General features: G+C 61.8%; 20 protein-coding genes and 1 riboswitch. Of the genes, 12 read left to right on the forward strand and 8 right to left on the reverse strand.

Annotated features, from left to right (window positions below; genetic code table 11):
* Positions 1 to 13 precede the first annotated feature (13 nt).
* Complete coding sequence (locus FHX03_RS30075; RefSeq protein ID WP_183856738.1) at positions 14 to 1,888, reverse strand: methyl-accepting chemotaxis protein; 1,875 nt, start codon at positions 1,886 to 1,888, stop codon at positions 14 to 16.
* 200 nt (positions 1,889 to 2,088) lie between these two features.
* Positions 2,089 to 3,495, reverse strand: coding sequence for an MFS transporter (locus FHX03_RS30080; protein WP_183781872.1), 1,407 nt, complete (start codon positions 3,493 to 3,495; stop codon positions 2,089 to 2,091).
* Between the two features lie 170 nt (positions 3,496 to 3,665).
* Positions 3,666 to 3,853, forward strand: a riboswitch (cobalamin riboswitch).
* A gap of 41 nt (positions 3,854 to 3,894) precedes the next feature.
* Here FHX03_RS30080 and bluB point away from each other — a divergent pair.
* Entirely contained in the window at positions 3,895 to 4,584 is a 690-nt protein-coding gene (gene bluB, locus FHX03_RS30085; protein WP_183856740.1) for a 5,6-dimethylbenzimidazole synthase, read from the forward strand.
* Between the two features lie 3 nt (positions 4,585 to 4,587).
* Here bluB and FHX03_RS30090 read toward each other — a convergent pair whose 3' ends face one another.
* A complete protein-coding gene (locus tag FHX03_RS30090; protein WP_183856742.1) occupies positions 4,588 to 5,679 on the reverse strand; it encodes a DUF2865 domain-containing protein in 1,092 nt (363 codons plus the stop codon).
* A gap of 153 nt (positions 5,680 to 5,832) precedes the next feature.
* Here FHX03_RS30090 and FHX03_RS30095 point away from each other — a divergent pair, with 153 nt between their 5' ends.
* Positions 5,833 to 6,366 carry a ribonuclease H gene (locus FHX03_RS30095; RefSeq protein WP_183856744.1) on the forward strand — a complete coding sequence of 178 codons (534 nt, stop codon included), beginning with the start codon at positions 5,833 to 5,835 and terminating at the stop codon, positions 6,364 to 6,366.
* Positions 6,367 to 6,383: 17 nt separating this feature from the next.
* On the opposite strand, the gene FHX03_RS30100 is transcribed toward FHX03_RS30095, so the two are convergent.
* Positions 6,384 to 8,696 (reverse strand): NADP-dependent malic enzyme, encoded by a 2,313-nt coding sequence (locus tag FHX03_RS30100; protein ID WP_064838684.1) that lies wholly within the window; start codon positions 8,694 to 8,696, stop codon positions 6,384 to 6,386.
* Between the two features lie 215 nt (positions 8,697 to 8,911).
* Between FHX03_RS30100 and FHX03_RS30105 the strand changes: the two genes are divergently transcribed.
* A complete protein-coding gene (locus FHX03_RS30105) occupies positions 8,912 to 10,351 on the forward strand; it encodes an FAD-binding oxidoreductase (protein WP_183856745.1) in 1,440 nt (479 codons plus the stop codon).
* Between the two features lie 98 nt (positions 10,352 to 10,449).
* On the opposite strand, the gene FHX03_RS30110 is transcribed toward FHX03_RS30105, so the two are convergent.
* Positions 10,450 to 11,199, reverse strand: coding sequence for a histidine phosphatase family protein (locus FHX03_RS30110; protein ID WP_183856747.1), 750 nt, complete (start codon positions 11,197 to 11,199; stop codon positions 10,450 to 10,452).
* Between the two features lie 172 nt (positions 11,200 to 11,371).
* On the opposite strand from FHX03_RS30110, the gene FHX03_RS30115 reads away from it, so the two are divergent.
* Complete coding sequence (locus FHX03_RS30115; protein WP_183856749.1) at positions 11,372 to 12,184, forward strand: UDP-2,3-diacylglucosamine diphosphatase; 813 nt, start codon at positions 11,372 to 11,374, stop codon at positions 12,182 to 12,184.
* A 158-nt stretch (positions 12,185 to 12,342) separates the two neighbouring features.
* A complete protein-coding gene (locus FHX03_RS30120; RefSeq protein ID WP_183856751.1) occupies positions 12,343 to 13,560 on the forward strand; it encodes an MFS transporter in 1,218 nt (405 codons plus the stop codon).
* On the opposite strand, the gene dgcA is transcribed toward FHX03_RS30120, so the two are convergent.
* Positions 13,512 to 14,495 carry an N-acetyl-D-Glu racemase DgcA gene (dgcA, locus tag FHX03_RS30125; protein ID WP_183856753.1) on the reverse strand — a complete coding sequence of 328 codons (984 nt, stop codon included), beginning with the start codon at positions 14,493 to 14,495 and terminating at the stop codon, positions 13,512 to 13,514. The two genes, FHX03_RS30120 and dgcA, sit on opposite strands and share 49 nt — an antisense overlap.
* A 99-nt stretch (positions 14,496 to 14,594) precedes the next feature.
* Here dgcA and FHX03_RS30130 point away from each other — a divergent pair, with 99 nt between their 5' ends.
* From FHX03_RS30130 to FHX03_RS30150, 5 genes are all read left to right on the forward strand, one after another.
* A complete protein-coding gene (locus FHX03_RS30130; protein WP_179867166.1) occupies positions 14,595 to 15,764 on the forward strand; it encodes an ABC transporter permease in 1,170 nt (389 codons plus the stop codon).
* Between the two features lies 1 nt (position 15,765).
* The gene (locus tag FHX03_RS30135) at positions 15,766 to 16,614 is read left to right on the forward strand and encodes an ABC transporter ATP-binding protein (protein ID WP_097628567.1); all 849 of its coding nucleotides are present in this window, start codon (positions 15,766 to 15,768) and stop codon (positions 16,612 to 16,614) included.
* 8 nt (positions 16,615 to 16,622) lie between these two features.
* Complete coding sequence (locus FHX03_RS30140) at positions 16,623 to 17,993, forward strand: MCE family protein (RefSeq protein ID WP_064838665.1); 1,371 nt, start codon at positions 16,623 to 16,625, stop codon at positions 17,991 to 17,993.
* A gap of 24 nt (positions 17,994 to 18,017) precedes the next feature.
* On the forward strand, positions 18,018 to 18,629 hold the full coding sequence (locus FHX03_RS30145; RefSeq protein ID WP_183856755.1) for an ABC-type transport auxiliary lipoprotein family protein: 612 nt from the start codon (positions 18,018 to 18,020) through the stop codon (positions 18,627 to 18,629).
* A 147-nt stretch (positions 18,630 to 18,776) separates the two neighbouring features.
* Positions 18,777 to 20,030, forward strand: coding sequence for a sensor domain-containing diguanylate cyclase (locus tag FHX03_RS30150; protein WP_183856757.1), 1,254 nt, complete (start codon positions 18,777 to 18,779; stop codon positions 20,028 to 20,030).
* Positions 20,031 to 20,039: 9 nt separating this feature from the next.
* On the opposite strand, the gene FHX03_RS30155 is transcribed toward FHX03_RS30150, so the two are convergent.
* The gene (locus tag FHX03_RS30155) at positions 20,040 to 20,915 is read right to left on the reverse strand and encodes a D-alanyl-D-alanine carboxypeptidase family protein (RefSeq protein WP_183856759.1); all 876 of its coding nucleotides are present in this window, start codon (positions 20,913 to 20,915) and stop codon (positions 20,040 to 20,042) included.
* Between the two features lie 386 nt (positions 20,916 to 21,301).
* Here FHX03_RS30155 and FHX03_RS30160 point away from each other — a divergent pair, with 386 nt between their 5' ends.
* Together FHX03_RS30160 and FHX03_RS30165 are read left to right on the forward strand one after the other, a co-directional pair.
* Positions 21,302 to 22,051, forward strand: coding sequence for an aminoacyl--tRNA ligase-related protein (locus FHX03_RS30160; RefSeq protein ID WP_131711010.1), 750 nt, complete (start codon positions 21,302 to 21,304; stop codon positions 22,049 to 22,051).
* 191 nt (positions 22,052 to 22,242) lie between these two features.
* Complete coding sequence (locus tag FHX03_RS30165; protein WP_183856761.1) at positions 22,243 to 22,764, forward strand: AAA family ATPase; 522 nt, start codon at positions 22,243 to 22,245, stop codon at positions 22,762 to 22,764.
* A 23-nt stretch (positions 22,765 to 22,787) separates the two neighbouring features.
* Here FHX03_RS30165 and FHX03_RS30170 read toward each other — a convergent pair whose 3' ends face one another.
* Entirely contained in the window at positions 22,788 to 23,348 is a 561-nt protein-coding gene (locus FHX03_RS30170; RefSeq protein WP_183856762.1) for a cysteine hydrolase family protein, read from the reverse strand.
* Between the last annotated feature and the right edge of the window lie 49 nt (positions 23,349 to 23,397).

Below are 23,397 nucleotides of genomic sequence, written 5' to 3' on the forward strand. Positions count from 1 at the left end.
AACGACGTTTGCGTCAGAACTCTTCCCAGGCATCGGGAGAAGCGGCGATGGCGGTGTTGCCCGCATGCCGCTGCGACAAGGCCCTCTGTTCCGGACGAGATTGACGAACGGGTTGAGTGGCTTTGGGCTGGCTGGCGGCAGAGGCTGCGACAGTGAACCTGCCGGCCGAATCCTGCAGAAGGCGTCCCTGTGTGCGCAGCTCCTGGCAGGCCGCGTTGGTCTCTTCGACCATTGCCGCGTTCTGCTGGGTGGCCTGATCCATCTGGTTGATGGCGCCATTGATTTCCTGCAGGCCGGTCGCCTGTTCGCGATAGGACTGGACGATGGAAGCGATGCTGTCGCTGATGCGGTTGATCTGCTCTTCGATCTTCAAGAGGGCATCGCCGGTTTCGTTCACCAGCCCGACGCCGGCTGCCACTTCCTGGCCGGAGACGCTGATCAGGTTTTTGATTTCCTTCGCCGCATTGGCGGACCGCTGGGCAAGTTCCCGCACTTCCTGTGCGACGACGGCAAAACCCTTGCCGGCTTCGCCAGCACGCGCCGCCTCGACGCCAGCGTTCAGCGCCAGCAGGTTGGTCTGGAAGGCGATTTCATCGATGACGCTGATGATGCGGCCGATCTGGCTCGACGAGGTCTGGATCCTGTCCATCGCTCCGATCGCGTCGCGTACCACGGTCGCCGAGACATGCGCGCTGCGCTTCGTTTCCTCGACCAGCTTCCCGGCACTCTCAGCCCGTTGCGATGACATTCTGACCGTGGTGGTTACCTCATCCAATGCGGCGGCGGTCTGTTCCAAGGCTGCTGCCTGCTGCTCGGTCCGCCTGGCGAGCTGATCGGCGGAGGAGGCAAGCTCGCTCGATCCGCCTTCCACTGCGACTGAAGCGATCTTGATCTCGGTCAATGCGGCCGCAACCGCTTCGACCATGCGGTTGAAATCCTGCCGCAGTTTATCGAATTCAGGACCGAGATCGGCGAGGTGTATCGAGAAGTCGCCGGCGGCGAGCTTTTCCAATTCATTTGCGAGCGCTGTCATGACCTGCCGCTGAGCATTGCTGGCTTCCTCCGTCAAGGAAGCGTTGCGCGCCCGTTCGGCGTCGAATGAGGCGCTCTGCTCGGCCGCGGCCTGCTCTCTTTCGACCTTGGCAATCGCCTCGTTGCGGAAGACTTCCAAGGCACGTGCGAGGAAACCGATCTCGTCGCCGTTTTCCCTGTAGGTAACGGGAGAGGCCAGATCGCCTTTCTGCAGCGCGCTGATCCGCTCGCTGAGAACCCTGAGGGGGCGGCCGACGAGGCTGCGCATGGCGAGAAGAAAGGCGACAACGGCGATGGCGGTGATGACGAACTGCGTCAGCAGCGAAATCAGGACCTTCTGCTTGACTTCGGCAGCGATTTTTTCGACCGACCAGTTGGTGACGACGTAGCCGGTCGCCTTGCCTGATTTATCCAACGGAAGCGGCGCAATGATCGTAACAACGCCGGCAGATATTCCGCTGTCATCGATCGTCGTTTTCTCAGGCTTGGTGCTGAGGCTCTTTGCCAGATCGGCGGGTGCCGGCAAACCGCTGATGCCGTCACGTGTCCACGTATCGACGGCGGCAGGTTCGGCGTTGAAGGCGGCAAACTGCACAAGATCAAGCGAGGGGTCGTCGCGGTAAAGCGAATAGGCGTCGCGCACAGCATTCGCCTTGCCCCATTTCACGCCGCCGGCGGCCAGAGACGCAAACTGCTCCACGTCCTTGGACCAGTTCGCCTTGGCGCCATCGATCAACGCCCTGGTTTCGTACATCCAGGTGTAGGTGGCAAAGGCGGAGATGCCGCAAAGGTTGACGGTCACGATAATCGCCGCCAGCTTGGCTGTCAGAGGCATCGTTTTCAAAAAATGGAACATGCCGCGTGGGCCTCGAAACGCGGGCTCGGTCAGATATGTTTCCGACCAGCCTATCAATACAGGCATCCACGCCGGCGGTCGCAGCATGAGCACTCATGCCCATGTCCCCTGTGCGACCCAAAACGCGCAAACGCAGTCTGTCTTCGATGTGTGAAGAAATCATAAAGTGGAATGGGATAGCGAAACGGCGGCCAGCGGGATCAAGGGCTGTTTTCCGCCATGGCCTCTTCCGGCTCGGCCTGGCGGTGCTTGCGGCGGCGCGTCGTCAGTTCGGCGCCGGCATCGCGCGGCAGGCGCAGGAAGGTGATGCAGGCCAGCGCCGAAATCGCCGAGACGCTGAAGAAGGCGGTGTGAAAATCCGAGACCAGAAGCCTGCCGCCGTGGAGGCTGCTCGAAATTTCGAGGATGCCGCCGGCGATCGCCACACCCATTGCCATGGATATACGCTGGGCAACGGCGTTGATCGCGGTCGCCTGGCTGCTGTCGGCCTCACCGACATCGCCGAAGGCCATGGCGTTGACGCCTGAGAAGGCCATGGAGCGGAACAGGCCGCCGATCAGCAGGCAGGCCATGATCAGCGGCAGCGGCGTCTCCCTGGTAAAAAGGCCGTTGATGCCGAGGAAGATTGCCGCCAGCAAGGTGGTGATCGATATCACGGTGCGGAAACCGAAGGCATTGAAGGTGCGCGAAGCGGCAAATTTCGACCCCATGGAGCCGAGCGCGCTGACGAAGGTGACCGAGCCCGATTGCAGCGGCGTCAGGCCGAAGCCGAGCTGCAGCATCAGCGGCATCAGGAAGGGCAGGGCGCCGAGGCCCATGCGGAAATTCGAGGCGCCGAGGATCGCCGCCCGGAACATCGGATAACGGAACATTTTCGGATCGAGCAGCGGATAGGGCGCGCGGCGGGCATGCAGGAGATAGAGGAGGCCGGCAAGGATGCCGACGGCCACCGTGACATAGCCGTAGATGACAGGCACGGCCGGCAGGCTGATCACCGACAGGCCGAAGACGAAGCCAGAAAAGCCGATGCCGCAAAGGAAGAAGCCCGGAAAATCCATCGGCCGTGGACTGCGAGGCTCGACCGCCGGCAGGAAACGCGTGACGAGGATGATGCCGAGCACGCCGATCGGGACATTGATCCAGAAGATCCAGTGCCAGGTGAGATAGGTGGTGAGGAAACCACCGATCGGCGGCCCCATGATCGGGCCGATCAGCGCGGGGATGGTCAGCCAGGCCATGGCATCGACGAGTTCGTGGCGCGGCGTTCCCCGGACCAGCAGCAGACGGCTGACCGGCGTCATCATCGAGCCGCCGGCGCCCTGGATCAGCCGCGCGACGACGAAGGCCGCAATCGAATTGGAAAAGGCGCAGGCGACTGAGCCGATCATGAAGACGAAGATCGCCATACGGAAGATGTTGCGCGCGCCGAAACGATCCGACATCCAGCCGCTGATCGGGATGAAGATCGCCAGTGCCACGAGATAGCTGGTGACGGCAAGCTTCAGCGCGATCGGCGAGGTGCCGATATCGGCTGCGATCGCCGGCAGGCTGGTGGCGATGACGGTCGAATCCATCTGTTCCATGAACAGGGCGACCGCAAGGATCATGGGTGTCAGGCGGGGCACGGGCAACTGGGTGCAAAGAGGAAAATTGCGGCGCCACAGGCGTCGGTTAGGATCTGTTCGGTTCTACGGCAGCGATGCACAGCTGTCCACGCGATCGATGTCACATACGGGTGAATGCGGCATGAGGTCGCTTGCCGCAGGGCCGGTTTGCTGAAATAGATGCGCCGTCAGGTGCCCGCTTTTCAAGCGGGAGAATCGGGAATCCGGTGCGAGACCGGAACGTGCCCAACGCTGTAAGGCCGACGTTTGCCGCTTTATCATGCCACTGGCTTTCGCCGGGAAGGCTGCGGCAGACGGATGACGCCAAGTCAGAAGACCGGCCTGGCAAGATAGACCGAACCCGCGCGGACGGCGGGCGGTTGCGTTGTTGGGGATTTGACGATGCGACCCTTTGATGAGGATGCCCTGTCCGTGGCGTCCGGTTTTTCCTTGGCCGAACGCGAGGCCGTCTATCACGCGATCATGACGCGGCGCGACGTTCGCAGCCAGTTCCTGCCCGAGCCCTTGCCCGACGACGTGGTGGAACGGCTGCTGACCGCCGCGCACCACGCACCCTCCGTCGGCTTCATGCAGCCGTGGAATTTCATTCTGGTGAGAAGTCCAACGGTGCGAGCGCGCATCCGCGATGCCTTTGCCAAGGCCAACGAGGAAGCGGCATTGATGTTTGAGGGCGAGCGGCGGCAGGTCTATCGCTCCCTCAAGCTGGAAGGCATCGTGGAGGCGCCGCTCGGTATCTGCGTAACCTGCGATCCCACCCGCAGCGGCAGCGTGGTGCTGGGGCGCACGCACAATCCGCGAATGGACAGCTATTCGACAGTCTGCGCCATCCAGAATCTCTGGCTGGCGGCCCGCGCCGAAGGGATCGGCATTGGCTGGGTCAGCATCTTTCACGAAGCCGACCTGAAGACCATTCTCGGCATCCCCGAGCATATCGAAGTGGTTGCCTGGCTCTGCGCCGGTTTCGTCGACCGGCTCTACGACCAGCCGGAACTCTCGGTCAAAGGCTGGCGGCAGCGGCTACCGCTTGAGGAACTCGTCTTCCACGATGGCTGGGGAAGGAACGAGAGGTAGCGATCACTGCTGCTGCGGCTGCGGGCCAGGTGCGGCAGGATTGGCAAGGTCGATCGAGCCCTGGTCGCCGGCGAGGAATTGCGGGCCGACCTGGCGGACCTTGTTCTGCGTGGGGTCGTAGGGACGCTCTGGAACCGATGGCTGCGGCGCGGCGGCGGCCGCTGTATCCTTCGCCGGCGGATTGGTGCGGATGGTGGTGATCGAGCCCTGTGGCGGCGGCTGGCTTATCGCCTGCTTGCCGCGCATCTCGTCGTAATAGGCGGTGAGATTGCAGGCACAGGCGTTTTTCTCGCCGGGCGCGCGGCTTTTGTAAGCGAAGGCGTTCTTCATGGCGCTGTAGGGCGTGCCGGTTGCGACCGAGATCATGTTCGAGGCTTCCGTGCTCGTCACGTCGCGATAGAAAAGCTGGGTTTCGATGCCGGGGCACATCTTGGCGCAGGTCTGGGCGTCGCGGCCGAAATCGACCGAGGTGGTGTTTGAACTGATCGGGAAGAAGCCGCCGTCACAGCTGCGCACGCAGATGGTGCTGACCGGCGACAGCATATCGGCCCGCGGCAGGCCGTAGCGCGGATCGGCCTCTCCGCCGCCGAGCGGAATGAAAGTGTCCGAACGCATCGCCTGCTCCTCGACGCTCGGGGCAGGGTCGTTGGCATTGCGCTCGGAAGGCGCATAGAAGTTCTCGCTGTTGCAGCCGTTGCTGTCGAGCGCGGCCATCAGTTCGCGGCGGTCGTCATCGGCGCCGTTCCGGCCGGCCAGCTCGTTGCGGCGGTCCTGGAGATAAGCGATATTGTCGATCATCCGGCCTTCGGCCTGCGACAGCTCGGTGCAATAATCGGCATTCTCGCCGCCGATCACCACCATGCTGCCCGAGGTGCAGCCGTAGTTGCGCAGATCGTTACGCACCTTGCGAAGCTCGAGGTTCTGCTCGGCCATGGCATTGGCATATTGGCGTGCTTCCGGGCCGTTGCCATTGCCGATCGAGCGCGGCAGGTCGGCGAGACGGCCGCGCAGGTCCTCACAGATGGCATTGGTCTGCGCGACGGCGGGCGCTGCGAAGGCGAGGAGAAGGGCGAGAGACAGGTTTCGGCGTTTCACGGCGTCGTCCCGGAATGAGCAAACGGTCGGTGGGTCGAATGCGACTTCAATCGGCCGCGCGTTTTCCCTTAACGGATTTCTCTTAATAAGCTCAAAGAAAATATTAGCGTATTTTCCTGATCTTATCCAGCAATCGCCAGAGACGCGGTGAAAATGACAAGCATCCCCGACGAGATCCCTTCCTTTGCACCGACATCAGGCGTGACGGAAGCCCAACACGGCCTTCACCTCTTCGCGGACGGTTGTTATGAGCCCGGTTCCGGGCATGGAGGCTGGTCGTTTGTCGCTTATCGCGATGCGGTGGAAATCGCCTCCGACTTCGGTGGCGTCGACGATTCCAGCAATAATGCCATGGAATTGACCGCCGTTCTCAGGGCCGCCATGTGGATCAACAGCCAAACAGCCGGAGAACCCGCGATCATCTGGTCCGATTCCGTCTATGCCGTCAAAGGCTGCAACAGCCGCCGACATATCTGGAAGAACAACGGCTGGAAGAAAAGCAGCCCGAATGGACATGGGCGACGGCGAACGATCGACAATGCGGACCTCTGGAAAGCCGTCGATCGTCAGCTATCCCAAAACGCCCTGGTGACCATTGCCTGGTGCAAGGGACATTCGGGGATTGCCGGCAACGAGCGCGCGGACGCGCTCGCGGATAGAGGACGCCTGTCGATAGCCGATGGCTGACGTTGGCGGCAACCGGCTTACGCCGGCTGCGATGCCTCGACGACGGCGAGGGCGGCCATGTTGACGACGCCGCGGGAGGTGACTGAAGGCGCCAGGATGTGGGCGGGCAGGGCGGTGCCGAGCAGGATCGGGCCGACATGCAGGCCGTCCGTCATCGACTTGACCACGCCGAGCGTGATGTTGGCGGCGTCGAGATTTGGGAAGACCAGCAGGTTCGCCTCGTCGTGCAATGTCGTATCCGGCATGACGCGTTTGCGCAGCGCTTCGGTGATGGCGCTTTCGCCATGCATTTCGCCGTCGACCTCAAGATCGGGGGCAGTCTCGCGCACCAGCTGCAGGGCGTTGCGCATCTTCGTGGCGCTCTCGGATTCGCGCGAGCCGAAGTTGGAATGCGAGACGAGGGCGGCGCGCGGGGTGATGCCGAAACGGCGAATTTCCTCGGCCGCCAGCACCGTTGCCTCGGCAACCTCCTCGGCGCTCGGATTGAAGGTGACGTAGGTGTCGGTGAAGAAGGTGGCGCCGCGCTGCGAGATCATCAGGCTGAGGGCGGAGAAATCGCGGACATTCTTGCGTTTGCCGATGATCTGACGGACGTCGCGCAGATGTTTTTCATAGCGGCCTTCCAGACCGCAGATCAGCGCATCGGCTTCGCCGCGCCTCAGCGCCAGTGCGCCGATGACGGTGGTGTTGGTGCGCACGATGGTGCGGGCGGCTTCGGGAATGACGCCGCGGCGGCCAACGAGGGAGAAATAGAGATCGACATATTCGCGGAAGCGCGGATCGTCTTCCGGGTTGATGACTTCGAAATCCTGCAGCGGCCGGATACGCAGACCGTAGCGCTTCAGGCGCGTCTCGATGACCTGCGGGCGGCCGATGAGGATCGGGTCGGCAAGGCCTTCCTCCAGCAGCACCTGGGCGGCGCGCAGCACACGCTCATCCTCGCCCTCGGAGAAGATGACGCGCTTGCGCTCGGCGGCCTTGGCCGCGGTGAAGATCGGCTTCATGACGAAGCCGGAGCGGAAGACGAAGCGGTTCAACTGGTCGAGATAGGCGTCGAAATCCTGGATCGGGCGGCGCGCCACGCCGCTCTGTTCGGCGGCCTTGGCAACGGCAGGCGCGATGCGCAGGATCAGGCGCGGATCGAAGGGCGAGGGGATCAGGTAATCCGGGCCGAAGACCGGCGTCTCGCCGGAATAGGCGCGGGCGGCGACGTCCGACGGTTCCTCGCGGGCAAGGGCGGCGATGGCGCGCACGGCCGCCATCTTCATTTCCTCGTTGATCGTCTCGGCGCCGCAATCGAGCGCGCCGCGGAAGATATAGGGGAAGCAGAGGACGTTGTTGACCTGGTTGGCGAAATCCGAGCGGCCGGTGCAGATCATCGCGTCGGGGCGAGCGGCACGGGCAAGATCAGGCATGATTTCGGGCGTCGGATTGGCGAGCGCCATGATCAGCGGCTTGTCGGCCATCTGCGCCAGCAGCTCCGGCTTCAGCACGCCGGCGGCCGACAGGCCGAGGAAGACGTCGGCGCCGCCGATATTTTCGGCGAGCGTGCGCGTGTCGCTCTTCTGGGCGTAGACGGATTTCCATTCGTCCATCAGCTCGGTGCGGCCCTCATAGACGAGGCCTTCGAGATCGTGGACCCAGATGTTTTCGCGTTTTGCGCCGAGAATGACCAGCAGGTTGAGGCAGGCAAGGGCGGCGGCCCCGGCGCCGGAGGCGACGATCTTGACGTTCTCGATTGCCTTGCCGGCAAGTTCCAGCCCGTTTAGGATCGCGGCGGCGACGATGATCGCCGTGCCGTGCTGGTCGTCGTGGAAAACCGGGATCTTCATCTTCTCGCGCAGGCGCCGCTCGACCTCGAAACATTCCGGCGCCTTGATGTCTTCGAGATTGATGCCGCCGAAGGTCGGCTCCAGCGAGCTGACGGTCGAGACCATCTGCTCGACGCTTGCCGCGTCGATCTCGATATCGAAGACATCGATGCCGGCGAACTTCTTGAAGAGCACGGCCTTGCCTTCCATCACCGGCTTTGAGGCCAGCGGACCGATATTGCCGAGGCCGAGCACGGCGGTGCCGTTGGAGATGACGGCGACGAGATTGGCGCGCGAGGTATATTCAGCCGCCATCTCAGGATTGTCTCGGATGGCAAGGCAAGGGGCGGCAACGCCCGGCGAATAGGCGAGCGCCAGGTCGCGCTGGTTGCCGAGCGGCTTGGTTGCCTGGATCTCCAGCTTGCCGGGACGGGGATAGCGGTGGAAGAACAGCGCCTGCTCGTCGAGATCGCCGCTTGTCAGGTTCTTGTCCGTCTTGGATTTTTCCTGGTTATCCATTGCCGCCTCCGTGCACGTCTTTTTGGGAGTTCCCTCCATACATCAATCGGATACGGGCGACAGTATGGAAATGGGGGATGGGCGAAGTTTTCGAGAAGTGGGCGCCCGGTGGCTTCAGGCGATTAGCTAATCCTTTTGGAAAACTTGTTTGGCGATCACCGCAGGCGCAATATGCCGCCGCGACGGTGCGGGGCGCCGGTCGCATGGAGGAAATCATGGACAATTTGAACCTCACGACCCTGCAAAGGGGGCAGACGATGGTCAATGACGTGGCCATCGATGCGTTTGCCGCCGGATTTCGCGGCAATCTCCTGACCGGTAAAGACAAGGATTACAATGAGGCTCGGGCGATCTGGAATGCGATGATCGACCGGCGGCCCGGGCTTATCGCGCGTTGCGCCGGTGCTGCCGATGTCATGCGCGCGGTGCGGTTTGCCCGCGACAACAATCTTCTCGTTTCGGTGCGCGGCGGTGGGCACGGCATTGCCGGCAACGCGGTTTGCGAGGGCGGCGTCGTCATCGACCTGTCGGCGATGAAATCGGTGCGGGTCGACCCGGAGACGCGCCGCGCCAGGATCGAGCCGGGGGCAACGCTTGCCGATGTCGACCAGGAAACGCTGGCCTTCGGGCTGGTGCTGCCGACCGGCATCAATTCCACCACCGGCATTGCCGGCCTGACGCTTGGCGGCGGCTTTGGCTGGCTGACCCGCAAATTCGGGCTGACGATCGACAATCTGGTCTCGGTCGATGTGGTGACGGCCGATGGCGAACTGGTCAAGGCAAGCGAGACGGAAAGGCCGGACCTCTTCTGGGCCTTACGCGGCGGCGGCGGCAATTTCGGTGTCGTCACCTCCTTCGAGTTTCAGCTGAACCCGCTGCATTCCGATGTTCTTGCCGGGCTGGTCGTACATCCCTTCGCTGACGCGGAGAGAGTGCTGCGGGAATATCGGCAGGCGCTGGAAGCCGCACCCGATGAACTGACCTGCTGGGTGGTAATGCGCCAGGCGCCGCCGCTGCCCTTCCTTCCGGCCGAGTGGCACGGCAAGGAGGTCGTGGTGCTCGCCATGTGCTATTGTGGAGATATCGCGGCGGGAGAAAAAGCGACGGAAAGATTGCGAGCGATCGGAAAGCCGATTGCCGATGTCGTCGGTCCGGTGCCGTTCACCGGCTGGCAGCAGGCATTCGATCCGTTGCTGACGCCAGGTGCGCGCAATTACTGGAAGAGCCAGGATTTCGCCTCGCTTTCGGATGCGGCGATCGAGGTGCTGCTCAACGCCGTGCGCAAGCTGCCGGGACCGGAATGCGAGATATTCGTCGGCCATGTCGGTGGCGCGGCCGGCCGTATTGCCACCGAGGCCACCGCATTTCCGCAGCGCAGTTCGCATTTCGTCATGAACGTGCATGCGCGCTGGCGGGAGGCCGGGATGGATGCAAATTGCACCGGCTGGGCGCGCGAACTTTTCGAGGCAACCAAGCCGCATGCCGTGGGAACCGCCTATATCAACTTCATGCCTGATGACGAGGCCGATCGGGTGGAAATGGCCTATGGCGCCAATTACGCCCGGCTTGCCGAAATCAAGCGGCGTTATGATCCTGACAATCTGTTTCGGATGAATCAGAACGTCAAACCGATGGCGGCTGTGCGGGCTGCGTGAGGGGATCGAAACGGAACTTGGCTGCAGTGAAAACCCCTCCCGACAAGGGAGGGGCTTGATGCTGCTGCCGATGCTTTGCATTCGTCCCTTTGTGGGGTCTATCCCTCAGGCTTCGGCGTGATCGTCACGTCGGCGCCATAGGCATCGCGCAGTTCATTTTCCTGTCCCGGCTGCCGGTCGGCCGCCTCATGCAACAGGATCGACTCGTATCCTTGCAGGCGCGTCCCCTTGATCAGTGTGATATCGGCATTTCCGGGGTTGTCGGAACGCTCGAACCACTCGACGGGGCGGTGGAGAAAATTCATTTCGACTGCCCGGTTGGTGACGCCATGGCCGACGATCACGACGTTGTGGCTGCTGTTTTCGGCGTCGCGCATGACGGTCTGCAGGAAGAGGCGCACCCGCTGGGCCACATCCGCCCGGCTCTCGCCATCCGGCGGCCGCGCGTAGAACTTGCCGCTGTTGCTGCGCAGCCTCGCCCATTTTTCGAACTCTTCGGGGAATTTCTGCTTCTGTTCGGCATGGTCATAGATTTCGGTGAAAAGACCGAAATCCTGCTCGCGCAGCAGGTAATCCTCCCGGATCTCGCCGATGAAGCTTTCCGGCAAGGCTGTCAGCAAGGCATCCTTGCTCTGCCGTGTCCTGAGGAATGGTGAGTACCAGATATGCAGCTTGCCGAAATCGGCGCGTGGCAATGCCTTCAGATAGGAGGCGATGGCCCTGCCGGCTTCGACCGCCTGACGGTGGCCCCACTGCGTCAGCGGCACGTTGTGGTCGCCGAATTGGCGATAGGCCTGTTCGTTGAGGTTGCCGAGAGATTCGCCGTGGCGAACGAGAAATAGACGCATCAGCCATCCCGCAGTGTCGGACCTGGAATCGCCGCCATCATGAACGTGCCCGATGGAGAGGGCAACATCGCCACCGCGCCGGCTTTTCCGCAACCTGTCATCTTCCTGAAACACGAGTCTGGTTTTGGAAGGTGAGATGAAAGATGGGGCATGAGCGACGCTCGTGATAGACATGATGGAACCCAGACATTTCCGCACGCTCTTCATTTCCGATGTCCATCTCGGCTCGAAGGCCGCGAAGGCTGATTTCCTCCTGGATTTCCTGCGCCACCACGAGGCCGATACGATCGTGCTCGTCGGCGACATCGTCGACGGCTGGCGCCTGAAGCGCAGCTGGTACTGGCCGCAGGTCTGCAACGACGTGGTCCAGAAGCTGTTGCGCAAGGCGCGCAAGGGCACGCGCGTCGTCTATATTCCCGGCAATCACGACGAATTTCTGCGCGATTTTCCGGGCATGCATTTCGGCGGCATCGAGGTTGTCGAGCGCATGATGCATAACGGCGCCGACGGCAAGAAATATCTGATCCTGCACGGCGACGAATTCGACGTCGTCGTCCGCAACGCCCGCCTGCTCGCCTATCTCGGCGACTGGGCCTACGATACGGCGATCCGCATCAACCTGCTGCTCGCGGCCGTGCGCCGCCGCCTCGGTATGCCCTATTGGTCGTTTTCGGCCTGGGCGAAGCTGCAGGTCAAACATGCCGTCAACTTCATCGGCGAGTTCGAGCGCGTCGTGGCGGAGGAAGCTCGCAAAAACGGCGCCGACGGTGTCATCTGCGGACACATCCATCACGCCATCATCCAGGACATGGACGGCATCCGCTACATCAATACGGGCGATTGGGTGGAAAGCTGCACGGCGGTCGCCGAACATGAGGATGGCACCTTCGAACTGATCACCTGGCGAGCGCTCGCCAGCAGCGTGCCGACGCTTGCCGCCATTGAAATGCACGATGAAGGCGAACTGGCCCCGCAGGCGGCCTGATTTCGGCATCGGCGCATCCGCACTCCACCGACTTACCCGTTACCGTCGGGCGACAGGCTGTATTTATTTTCTAAAACGTTTCAGTAGGGCTATTTCTCGCAATAGGCGCCTCCAGGGTGGTGTGTTAGGACAACGACCAGTTTCCTTCAGGTCCACCAATGATTCCCGCCCAATATTCCCCGAGTGAGGGAGCGCCCCCGCGCTTCCGGCTGCTCAGCGCGCTTTCGTATTGCGCACCGCTGCTCGTCAACGGCATCGTTCTGCCGTTCTTTCCGGTCTGGCTTGCGACCCATAGTTTCAGCGACCACGAGATCGGCATCATCCTTGCCATACCGATGGTGGTGCGCGTGCTGGTGGCGCCCGTCGTCGCGATGATTGCCGACCGTCTGAAGGAGCGCGCCGACGTGCTGCTCTGGTCAGGCAGCCTGTCGCTGCTGACGGCTATCGCGCTTTTCTGGACGACGAGCTTCTGGCCGGTGACGATCGTCTATGCGCTGCAGGGCGCCACCTTCGCGCCCTATGTGCCCGTCGTCGAATCGATCGTCATTTCGGGTGTGCGCCGCTGGGGGCTCGATTACGGATCGATGCGCGTCTGGGGCTCTATTGCCTTCATCGTCTCGACGCTGGTCGGTGGCCAACTGATCAGCCGGTGGGGCGGCGGATTGGTGCTCGATGTCATGGTGTTCGGCTTTGCCATGACGGTCGTCATGGCGATCTTCTGTCCGCGCATCGGGCCGACGCGGCGGCGTGGCCAGCCGATCAACATTCCGGCCGCCACCGGCAGCGGACTGCGCGAGCCGCATTTGCTGCTGCTCTTGATCGGTGTCGCCATCCAGCAGTCGAGCCATGCGGTGCTCAACGCGTTCTCGTCGATCTATTGGCATCATCTCGGCTTTTCCGGCACGGAGGTCGGCTTGCTCTGGAGCGCCGGCGTTGCTTCCGAGGTGACGGTGTTCTTCCTGTCGAAACGTCTCAACCGGCGCTTCGACGCTTGGACGCTGATCCGCTTCGGCTGTGCCGTCAGCGTCTGCCGCTGGATCCTGTTTCCCATGAATGCGGGGTTTGCCGGGTTTTTCCTGCTGCAGTGTTTCCACGGCTTCACCTATGCCTTCGTCCATACCGGCGTGCAGCGGCGGATCATGGCGACGGTGCAGGAGACGCAGGAATCCTCGGCGCAAGGCGCCTACTTCTTCTACGTCGGCATGGCGATGGCGCTGATGACGCTGGCGTCGGGTTATCTCTATGCCTGGCTCGGCGTCGTCAGCTATTACGTCATGGCGCTGGTCGCGTTTACCGGCCTCGGCCTCGTCATATCGGCCTATTACCTTCAGCCCCAGAGCGTGCTTTCGGGCGGAAAGACCAGGGAAGCGGCGTAGCGCAGGCCGGGTTCGCGGTCGCGGGCAAGCAGCAGCGGGCCGTCGAGATCGACGAAATCGGCATTCTGGGCGAGCAGCACCGCCGGCGCCATGGCAAGCGAGGTGCCGACCATGCAGCCGATCATGATGCTGAAACCAAGCCGCTCAGCTTCCGCCTTCATCGCCAGGGCTTCCGTCAGGCCGCCTGTCTTGTCGAGCTTGATGTTGATCGCGTCATAGCGGTCGGCAAGGCTCGCAAGATCGCCGGTATGGTGGACACTTTCGTCGGCGCAGACGAGGAGCGGGCGGCGTATTTCAGCAAGCAGTGCGTCGCGGCCGGACGGCAGCGGCTGCTCGACCAAAGCCACACCGGCTTGCGCCGCGATATCAAGATGACGTTCCAGCACCGCTTCCGGCCAGCCCTCATTGGCGTCAAGGATGATTGTGGCATCGGGCGCGGCGGCGCAGACGGCGCGGATGCGGCTTTCATCGTCGCCGGTGCCGACCTTGACCTTGAGCAGCGAGCGGCCGGCATGTTCACGCGCCTTTGCGGCCATCACCTCCGGTTCCCCGAGCGAAATGGTATAGGCGGTGGTGAGTGGCTTCAGATCGGCAAGGCCGAGGCGGGTCGCAACGCTTTCACCCGTTCGTTTGGCCTCGAGGTCCCAAAGGGCGCAATCGACGGCATTGCGGGCAGCGCCGGGCGGCATCGCCGACAACAGGTCGCGGCGCGAGATCCCGGCCTCGACCAGCGGACGCGCGGCTTCGATCTGGGCGAACACGCTCTCCATGGTCTCGCCGTAGCGGCGATAAGGCACGCATTCGCCAAGCCCCCGCGCACCGTCTTCGGCGAGCGTACAGGTAATCACCTCGGCCTCGGTCTTGGCGCCGCGCGAGATAGTGAAGGCTCCGGCAATCGGAAAGGAATTCATCTGGATATTGAGGGTGCGCGGCATTATTGCTGTCCTGTGAGCATGGAAATCGCACGTTGCTTCTGTATATTGACGCGCCGGGCGGCAAAGGATCCGCCGAGTCGGCGATGTCGCCCTTAAGCCTTGAAAGACATAAGTATCTTGAACGCCGAAAATCGCAACGTTGCCTCACTTGACGTGGACGACCAATCCGGTGGTTCGGGGCAGCATGTGCGTCTCAAGGGCAACTGGCGCAGCGCCTATGTGCATTTCGTGCTGCGCGACTTCGAGAAGCTGCTGCATCAGAAGGCCGGGGACCTGACGGTCGATCTCTCCGACATCACCGATATCGATACCGCTGGGATCTGGCTGCTGTGCCGGCTGAAGAAGGAAGAGGAGGCTGCCGGCCGAACCGTCCGCTTCGAAGGCACCAATCCGCATATCGATGAAATGCTGGAGATGTTTTCCGAGGAGCCGGCCAAACCGGAGCCGGAGCAGAAAGAGAAGGTCTCGCTTGCTGCGCGCGTCCTCGCGCCGATCGGCAGGATGACCTACGACATCTGGGACAATTTCGCCGCCGCCATGTATATCCTCGGTTCGGCAGTGCGCGGCGCGCAGATGAAGTTCGGCCGCGGCAGCGGCGTTTCCCCGGCCTCGATCGTCAACCAGATCGACCACATGGGTGTTCGCGCCGTTCCGATCATTCTTCTGATGTCATTTCTGATCGGGGCGATCATTGCCCAGCAGGGCGCCTTCCAACTGCGCTACTTCGGTGCTGAAGTCTTCGTCGTCGATCTCGTCGGCATCCTGCAATTGCGCGAAATCGGCGTGCTGTTGACCTCGATCATGATCGCCGGCCGTTCGGGCAGCGCGATCACCGCCGAAATCGGCTCAATGAAGATGCGCGAGGAGATCGACGCGCTGAAGGTGATGGGACTGAACCCGATCGGCGTGCTGATCTTCCCGCGGCTGGTGGCGCTGACCATCGCGCTGCCGCTTTTGACGGTGCTGGCGAATTTCGCCTCGCTCGCCGGCGCGGCCGCCGTCGCCTGGGGCTATTCCGGCATCACCTTCGCCAACTTCCTGTCGCGCCTGCACGAGGCGGTCACGCTGTCGACGGTGCTCTCCGGCATGATCAAGGCGCCGTTCATGGCGCTGGTCATCGGCATCGTCGCCGCCGTCGAAGGGCTCAAGGTCGGCGGCAGCGCGGAATCGCTCGGCCAGCATGTGACGGCTGCGGTGGTGAAGGCGATTTTCGTGGTCATCCTGATGGACGGGCTTTTTGCGATGTTCTATGCAGCGATCGACTTCTAGCATGGCGAATCGCGTGGAAAAACCGATCGATACGGAAGACAGGGACGACAAGAACGAGAGGGACATCGTGCTCTCGGCGCGCGACGTCACCGTTGCCTTCGGCTCCAAAGTGGTGCTCGACAATCTCAACCTGAATATCTATCGCGGCGAGATCCTCGGCTTCGTCGGCGCGTCGGGCACCGGCAAATCGGTGCTGATGCGCACTGTGCTCCGGCTGCTGCCGCGGCGTTCCGGCACGATCAAGATCCTCGGCCAGGATTTCGACGAACTCGATGAGCCGCAGCGCAACGCGCTCGACATGCGGCTCGGCGTGCTGTTTCAGCAGGGGGCGCTGTTCTCGTCGCTGACGGTCAAGGAAAACATCCAGGTGCCGATGCGCGAATATCTCGACCTGCCGCGCTCGCTGATGGACGAACTGGCGCATCTGAAGATCCGCATGGTCGGGCTCGCGGCCGATGCCGCCGACAAATATCCGTCCGAACTGTCCGGCGGCATGATCAAGCGCGCCGCCCTTGCCCGGGCGCTGGCACTCGATCCCGAACTCGTCTTCCTGGATGAGCCGACCTCGGGTCTCGACCCGATCGGCGCTGCCGAATTCGACGAGCTGATCGCCAACCTGCGCGATAGTCTGGGACTGACCGTGTATATGGTGACGCATGACCTCGACAGCCTATTTTCGGTCTGCGACCGTATTGCCGTGCTCGGAAAGAAACGGGTAATGGTGGAAGGCACGATCGACGACATGCTGGCCTATGACGATCCCTGGGTGCAGGCCTATTTCAAGGGTAAACGGGCACGGGCGATCGTGCCGCAGGATGATGGCGCGCGGCACGGCAGCAGCGGGAAGTGATCGGATAAATGGAAACCAAAGCCAATTACACGATTGTCGGTTTTTTCACGGTGTTGGTGATCGCGGCTGCCTTCGGCTTCGTCTACTGGATGGCCGAATATGGCCGTGGCGGCCCGATGACCGAGCTGATCGTGCGTATTCCGGGTTCGGCCAACGGCCTCAGCGTCGGCTCGCCGGTGCGCTTCAACGGCATTCAGATCGGCTCGGTGCAGACCCTGTCGATCGATGCCGACGATCCGCAATATTCACTGGCGTTCACCCAGGTGCGCACCGATGCGCCGATCTATCCGTCGACCAAGGCTGCTCTTGAAATTCAGGGCCTGACCGGGGCTGCCTATATCGAACTGTCGGGCGGCCGCAAGGGCGAGGAAAGCATCCTCCAGCATGCGATCGACAACGGCAAACGCGCCGTCATCGTCGCCGATCAGTCGAGCGTCACCAATCTACTGGCGACCGCTGACAAGATCCTCGATCGCGCCAATGACGCGGTCGGCGAACTTCAGGGATTCATCGAAGATTCACGCGCGCCCCTCACTCAGACGTTCAAGAATGCCGAGACCTTCTCGGATGCGCTTGCCAAGAATTCCGGCAATATCGACGCCTTCCTACAGAGCGTCGGCGAGCTGTCGAATACGGTGAAGGCGGTCTCCGGCCGTGTCGATTCGACGCTTCAAGCGGTGGAATCGCTGGTCAAGGCGGTCGACGCCCAGAAAATCGACAATATCGTTTCCAACGCCGAAAAGATCACTGCCAATGTCGCCGATGCCTCTGGAGATCTGAAGGGGGCGATCCAGAAGTTCGACCAGACGGCCACCACCTTCAACGATTTCGGCAAGCAGGCCCAGGCGACGCTCGACCGCGTCGACACGCTCGTCGCCCAGATCGACCCCGCCAAGGTGAAGGGCTCTGTCGACGACATCGCGCAGGCGACCAAGGATGCGCGTGCAGCCGTTGCCTCGATCCGGGATGTCGCAAACACGGTTTCGTCGCGCCAGAAAGATATCGACCAGACGATCCAGGACGTCTCGCAGCTTGCCAACAAGCTGAATTCGGCCTCGACCCGCATCGACGGCATTCTCATCAAAGTCGATGCGCTGCTCGGCACCGACAATACACAATCGATGTTCGCACAAGCGCGCGATACGCTGGAATCCTTCAAGAAGGTCGCCGACAATCTGAATGCACGCATCGGGCCGATCGCCGACAATCTGCAGAAATTCTCCAGCGGCGGCTTGCGCGACGTGCAGACTCTCGTCAACGACATGCGCGGAACCGTCAACAATCTCAACGACACGATCACCAACTTCGACCGCAATCCGCAACGCCTGATCTTCGGCGGGGACACGGTCAAGCAATATGACGGCCGGACGCGGCGTTAACTGGGAAGTCAGGGGTAGCCTAATATGGTCGCATCGCATCTCTTGTCGCGCCGTTCATGGATCAGGGGAACGGTGATCGCGCTGCCGCTGACGGCGCTGATCCTTTCGGGGTGCGGCACCGCGGCCAAGAACGATACCTATGACCTATCCGCCGCCGTTGACGGTGACGGACCCGCGGCCAAATCTCGCCAGATCCTGATCGCTTCGCCAACGGCGCTGAGTGCGATCGGCAGCGAGCAGATCGTCATCCGCGTTTCGCCTTCGGAAATTCAGTATCTCTCGCGGGCGCAATGGGGCGACAAGCTGCCGCACATGGTGCAGTCGAAACTGGTGGAAGCCTTCGAGAACTCCGGCAAACTCGGTGGCGTCGGCATACCGGGGCAGGGACTGGCGATCGACTATCAGGTCGTCACCGATATTCGCTCCTTCGAGATCGACGCTTCCAACGGCAATCAGGCGGTGGTCGAAATCTCCGCCAAGATCCTCAACGACCGCAACGGCTCGGTGCGCGCACAAAAGGTGTTCCGCGCCATGGCGCCGGCCGGCGGCGACAATGCCGGCTTCGTCAAGGGCCTAGACCGCGCCTTCTCCACGGTTGTCTCCGAGATCGTTAACTGGACGCTGCGTTCAATCTGAGATGGCGTTTGGCGACCGCTGCGTCGACATCAAGGGTTGCCGATTCTGAAAAATATGCGGCTCCATGAAGTCGGGGCTGTCATCGTATTCAAATTCTTCACGAATTTGTGGAACGCATCATGTTATCGCTGTCAGGAGGCATGCTGCATGGTGGTCGCAAGAGTATTCGGAAAGTCGTCGTCGGAGGCGATCCAGCGCGATAACGACCGCCTGGCTGCGCTGCAGCAGCTCGATCTTCTCGACACGCCGCGGGACGAAGGTTTTGAGCGGATCGTCCGCCTGATAAAGCAAATCTTTTCCATCGACATCGGCATCGTTTCCCTGATCGATGCGCACCGGCAATGGTACAAGGCTTGTTCCGGCCTCTCCGCCGACGAAGTGTCGCTCGACGACACATTCTGCCGCTGCGTGGTGGACTGCGACGAACCCGTTATCGTGCAGGATGCGACCAAGGACGCGCGCTTTTCAAGACATTCTGCGGTGACCGGCGAAGACCATATCCGCTTTTATGCCGGCGTGCCGTTGAGAACGAAGGCCGGGCATATGATCGGAACGGTCTGCGCGATCGACCGCCGGCCGAGATCGTTCGGCAGCAGAGATCTCGACATTCTCCAGGAACTGGCGGGGGCGGCGATGGACCGCATCGAGCTCGTACAGTCGGCCGCCACCGACAGTCTGACCGAGGCGATGACACGGCGCGCTTTCAAGCAGGAAGCCGATCAGCTGATTTCGCTCGCTTTGCGGCACCAGCATGACCTGTCCTGCATCGCCTTCGATATCGACCATTTCAAGAAGGTGAACGATACCTATGGGCATGCCGCGGGAGATGCGGTTCTCAAGGCGGTTGCCTCGATTTGCAAGGCGACCCTTCGCGCCGGCGATCTGTTCGGGCGTATCGGAGGCGAGGAATTTGCCGTCGTCCTGCCGCATGTCGACCGGGAAGGGGCTTTCGCCGTCGCCGAGAAGCTCAGAGCCGCCATCGCCGCGCAGCCCATTCGCGGTGATCACGGTTCTTTGAATGTCACGGCGAGCTTCGGAACGTCGGCGCTTTCGATCGTCAGCAAGGAGATCGAGACGCTGTTGGCTCAGGCGGATGCCGCGATGTATCAGGCCAAACATGCGGGACGAAATCGTTGCGTGTCATGGAGTTCCATCCACGCCGATCATGCAATTGGTGCGCGGCGGCGGGTGCTGAAGGCAGGTTCGATCCTGTTCAACGATCGACGCTCGACCATCGACTGCACCGTCAAATCCATCGGCTCGGAAAGCGCCGGCATTTCGGTGTCCAGTTCGGCCGGCATTCCTTCCGAGTTCATTCTTGCCATCAAGGGAGAAGGATTCGAAACGAATTGCCGGGTGATCGCCCAGGACCGGCAACACCTGGAAGTGGCTTTCAGATAGAATAGCAGCCTATTTTGTCGGCTGCGCATCCGTCATCGTCGCTCCGGGCTGGTTGCTCGGCGTTGTGGAAGCTGTCGCGCTTGATGAGGGAGACAGGGTGCTGTCCAGCAGGCCTGCCATCTTGTCGTCGCGCAGGCTCGCTGTCTTTTCGCCCATGACGACGCCGACGACGCGGCGGCCGTCCTTCAGCGCCGATGTCACGACATTATAGCCCGACGCGTCGGTATAACCGGTCTTGATGCCGTCGACGCCGTCATAACGATACATGAGGTTGTTGTGGCCGCGCAGCTTCATGCCGCGGAACTGGAAGCCGCGCATAGAGAAGAGCTTGAACTCCTCGGGAAAGTCCCGCATCAGCGAAATGCCGAGAGTTGCCATATCTCGCGCCGAGGTGACCTGCTCGGGATCGGGAAGGCCCGAGGGATTCCTGAAGACCGTATTCGTCATGCCGAGCTGGCGCGCCTTGTCGGTCATCGCTTTGGCAAAAGCCTGTTCGGAGCCGCCGAGCTGTTCGGCGATCGCCACGGCAGAATCGTTGGCGGACAAGACGACGATGCTTTCGACCGCTTCGCGCAGCGTCACCTGGCGGCCGGCGCCGACGGCGAGCTTGAACGGTTCCTTGCTCTCGGCATTTTCCGACATGGTGAGCTTCTGGTCCCAGGTGAGGCGTCCCTCATGCAGGGCCTCGAAGGCGAGGTAGAGCGTCATCATCTTGGTCAGCGACGCCGGATAGTTCAGGTCGTCCTGATTGGAGGCTTCGAGAACCTGACCGGATTGCGCATCGACGACGAAGCTCGCCTGGCCGGCCTCGACCAGGGTGAACGCGCCCAGCAGAACGGCGGAAGAGAGCGCGGTGGCAAGGAGCCGGGAGGTCGTCTTGGTCATCGATGTTACTGTCTCTGTCGTTGGAAGGTCGAGCGTTGGAAGGTCGGGTCAGCCGTTAGCTAAACGCAAGCCGATCGAGAAAGTTTGTGACGAAATGAAGGACGGGCGGCAATAAAAAAGCCCCATCCACAGCTGATTCATTTTGTCTCACCGAATTGGGGTTTTGACAAAGGCACGGGCGGCACGTAGAAAATTCGATCATGACCATGAAGCGCGCCCCTTTCTCCCGCCATTTCAGCACCTGCCTGCAGGTCGCGAGTGTGCGCGCATTTGACGGACGAGGTCTCCGCGTCCCGCTGTGACGTTGGGCGCTCCGGGCGTCCGGCGCGCTGCTGGACGTAAAGCCCCTCACCACGTCAATCAAGGCTGCCAGGGAGACAGGCGCCGTGCTCAATCTTTATCATGTCAATTCGCTCGTCCATTGGGAGGAGCGCGAGATCCATCTGCGCGATCATATGATCGGCTTCTTCTCGCAAGAGGTCGGCCGCTTTCTCAAATCGGTCAATCCGGCCTGGGATGTCAGAAGGGTCGAGGCGCCGGCGCTGATGCCGCTGGAGATGGTTTCCAGCGCCTATTCGAACGTCGATATCTGGGTCCAAGAACAGCTTTCCGCCGGCGATACCGCGCTGGTGCTGAGACCTGAGACCACGCCGTCAACCTATGCCTATATGCAGTATATTCTCGGCAACCACTCGAAGACGCGGCTGCCGCTCTGCGTCTGGCAGGCGGGCCGGTCCTATCGCCGCGAGCAGGAGCAGGCGACCAAACACATCCGGCTGAAGGAGTTCTGGCAGCTGGAATTCCAATGCGCCTTCACGACCGACAGCGGCAACGACTATCACGCCGCCTGCCTCGAACCGGTGCGCCGCATGATCGCCTCGCTGATCCATCTACCGACGCGGATCGTGCCCTCCGACCGGCTGCCGGCCTATTCCGAGGTGACGATGGATATCGAGGTCGACAATGGCGACAAATGGATGGAGGTCTGCTCGATCTCGCGACGCACGGACTTTCCGCAACGCTATCGGTCGCAACCAAAAAAAGGACCTGCTGTCGACCATGGCGTCCTCGTGCTGGAAATCGCCATCGGTCTCGATCGGTGCGTTTACAATTGGGGCATAGCGGCCGATCGGTGAGAAAGGGAACCGGGGTCGCTGCGGCGGTCCCGGCTTTCCATGGCACATGGTGCGGTTGGTAGCGAGCTGTCGTCGTTTGCCGGTGTTGAACGTTCGGGCGTCCCGTTGCTATGAATAGGATCAGCGACAAGGACACGATTGTATATCTCCTCGGGCCTACATGCATTCATCGAACAATGGGATGAGAACCCATGCTGATTATCTTTGGCGGCTTGCCGGGGAGCGGGAAAACGACTGTTGCCCGCGCGCTCGCGAAACGGCTGGGTGCCTTATACGTCCGGGTGGACACCATCGAACAGGCGATCAGAGTGTCCGGTGGTGACCCTGCAAGAGACGTCGGTCCGGCAGGGTATGTCGTCGCCTATGGGGTTGCCGAGGACAATCTCACCCTCGGCCGCGTGGTGATTGCCGACTCGGTCAATCCGCTTGACATAACCCGCGACGCTTGGCTGGCGGTCGCGGCGCGGTCCGGCGTGCTCGCGGTCGAAGTGGAAGTGATCTGTTCCGACAAGACCGAGCACCGCCGTCGGGCCGAGACGCGGAAAACGGATGTGGAAGGTCTGGTGAAGCCAACGTGGCAGGATACCGTCGAGCGAGAATATGACGATTGGGGGCGGAGGCCGATCATTGTCGATACGGCAGCGAGGGATGTGCCGGAGGTCGTCGAGGCGCTGATCGTCAAGTTGAGGACCGATCGCCTGCTTCCGATTTGATGTTGGCTGTTGCTGCCGGAGCCTTATGAAAAATCAATGTTGGCGGTGGGACGGATATCGACGATCGCCCTGCCGGCGTCGAAACCGTCGAGCGTTTCATTGTGGTGGGCGACAATCTCGGAGAAGGTGAGGGTCGCCGTATCGCCGGTGGTGTGGCCATCCGCCACCAGCGTCACGTTATAGCCAAGAGAAACGGCGCGCCTGACCGTCGTGTCGACGCAGAATTGCGACATGCAGCCGCCGATGACGAGGTGAGTGATCGAGCGTTCGTTCAGGCGTTCGGCAAGGTCGGTCTCGAAGAAAGACTCGGCGCTTTTCTTGCGCACGACGACCTCGCCTGGTTCCGGCGCAATCTCCTGGCGCAGCGCCCATCCTTCCGTGCCGACGGCCAACCGGTGACCACTGTCGCCGTCATGTTGGATCAGCACGACCGGCGCGCCCGCATTCCGAGCTTTCTCCTGAAGCGACGCCAGCCGCGCGACGGTCTCGTCGAGTGCGGCATCAATCTCGGGCTGGCGCTCCGGCAAGGCTTTTCCGGAAAGGATCGCATTTTGCACGTCGATGATCAGAAGGGCCTGGGTCATTTGGGGCGGTTTTCCGTGGCTGGACAAAGGGGGCTCGGTACTCGCCAAT

This window comes from Rhizobium sp. BK456 (assembly GCF_014194045.1).
Classification (GTDB): domain Bacteria; phylum Pseudomonadota; class Alphaproteobacteria; order Rhizobiales; family Rhizobiaceae; genus Rhizobium; species Rhizobium redzepovicii.

Excerpts from the sequence above, each read along its gene's own strand:
- FHX03_RS30075 (WP_183856738.1), bottom strand. The coding sequence starts at position 1,888 with ATGTTCCATTTTTTGAAAACGATGCCTCTGACAGCCAAGCTGGCGGCG.
- FHX03_RS30080 (WP_183781872.1), bottom strand. The coding sequence starts at position 3,495 with ATGATCCTTGCGGTCGCCCTGTTCATGGAACAGATGGATTCGACCGTC.
- bluB (WP_183856740.1), top strand. The coding sequence starts at position 3,895 with ATGCGACCCTTTGATGAGGATGCCCTGTCCGTGGCGTCCGGTTTTTCC.
- FHX03_RS30095 (WP_183856744.1), top strand. The coding sequence starts at position 5,833 with ATGACAAGCATCCCCGACGAGATCCCTTCCTTTGCACCGACATCAGGC.
- FHX03_RS30100 (WP_064838684.1), bottom strand. The coding sequence starts at position 8,696 with ATGGATAACCAGGAAAAATCCAAGACGGACAAGAACCTGACAAGCGGC.
- FHX03_RS30105 (WP_183856745.1), top strand. The coding sequence starts at position 8,912 with ATGGACAATTTGAACCTCACGACCCTGCAAAGGGGGCAGACGATGGTC.
- FHX03_RS30110 (WP_183856747.1), bottom strand. The coding sequence starts at position 11,199 with ATGCGTCTATTTCTCGTTCGCCACGGCGAATCTCTCGGCAACCTCAAC.
- FHX03_RS30115 (WP_183856749.1), top strand. The coding sequence starts at position 11,372 with ATGATGGAACCCAGACATTTCCGCACGCTCTTCATTTCCGATGTCCAT.
- FHX03_RS30120 (WP_183856751.1), top strand. The coding sequence starts at position 12,343 with ATGATTCCCGCCCAATATTCCCCGAGTGAGGGAGCGCCCCCGCGCTTC.
- dgcA (WP_183856753.1), bottom strand. The coding sequence starts at position 14,495 with ATGCCGCGCACCCTCAATATCCAGATGAATTCCTTTCCGATTGCCGGA.
- FHX03_RS30135 (WP_097628567.1), top strand. The coding sequence starts at position 15,766 with ATGGCGAATCGCGTGGAAAAACCGATCGATACGGAAGACAGGGACGAC.
- FHX03_RS30140 (WP_064838665.1), top strand. The coding sequence starts at position 16,623 with ATGGAAACCAAAGCCAATTACACGATTGTCGGTTTTTTCACGGTGTTG.
- FHX03_RS30145 (WP_183856755.1), top strand. The coding sequence starts at position 18,018 with ATGGTCGCATCGCATCTCTTGTCGCGCCGTTCATGGATCAGGGGAACG.
- FHX03_RS30150 (WP_183856757.1), top strand. The coding sequence starts at position 18,777 with ATGGTGGTCGCAAGAGTATTCGGAAAGTCGTCGTCGGAGGCGATCCAG.
- FHX03_RS30155 (WP_183856759.1), bottom strand. The coding sequence starts at position 20,915 with ATGACCAAGACGACCTCCCGGCTCCTTGCCACCGCGCTCTCTTCCGCC.
- FHX03_RS30165 (WP_183856761.1), top strand. The coding sequence starts at position 22,243 with ATGCTGATTATCTTTGGCGGCTTGCCGGGGAGCGGGAAAACGACTGTT.
- FHX03_RS30170 (WP_183856762.1), bottom strand. The coding sequence starts at position 23,348 with ATGACCCAGGCCCTTCTGATCATCGACGTGCAAAATGCGATCCTTTCC.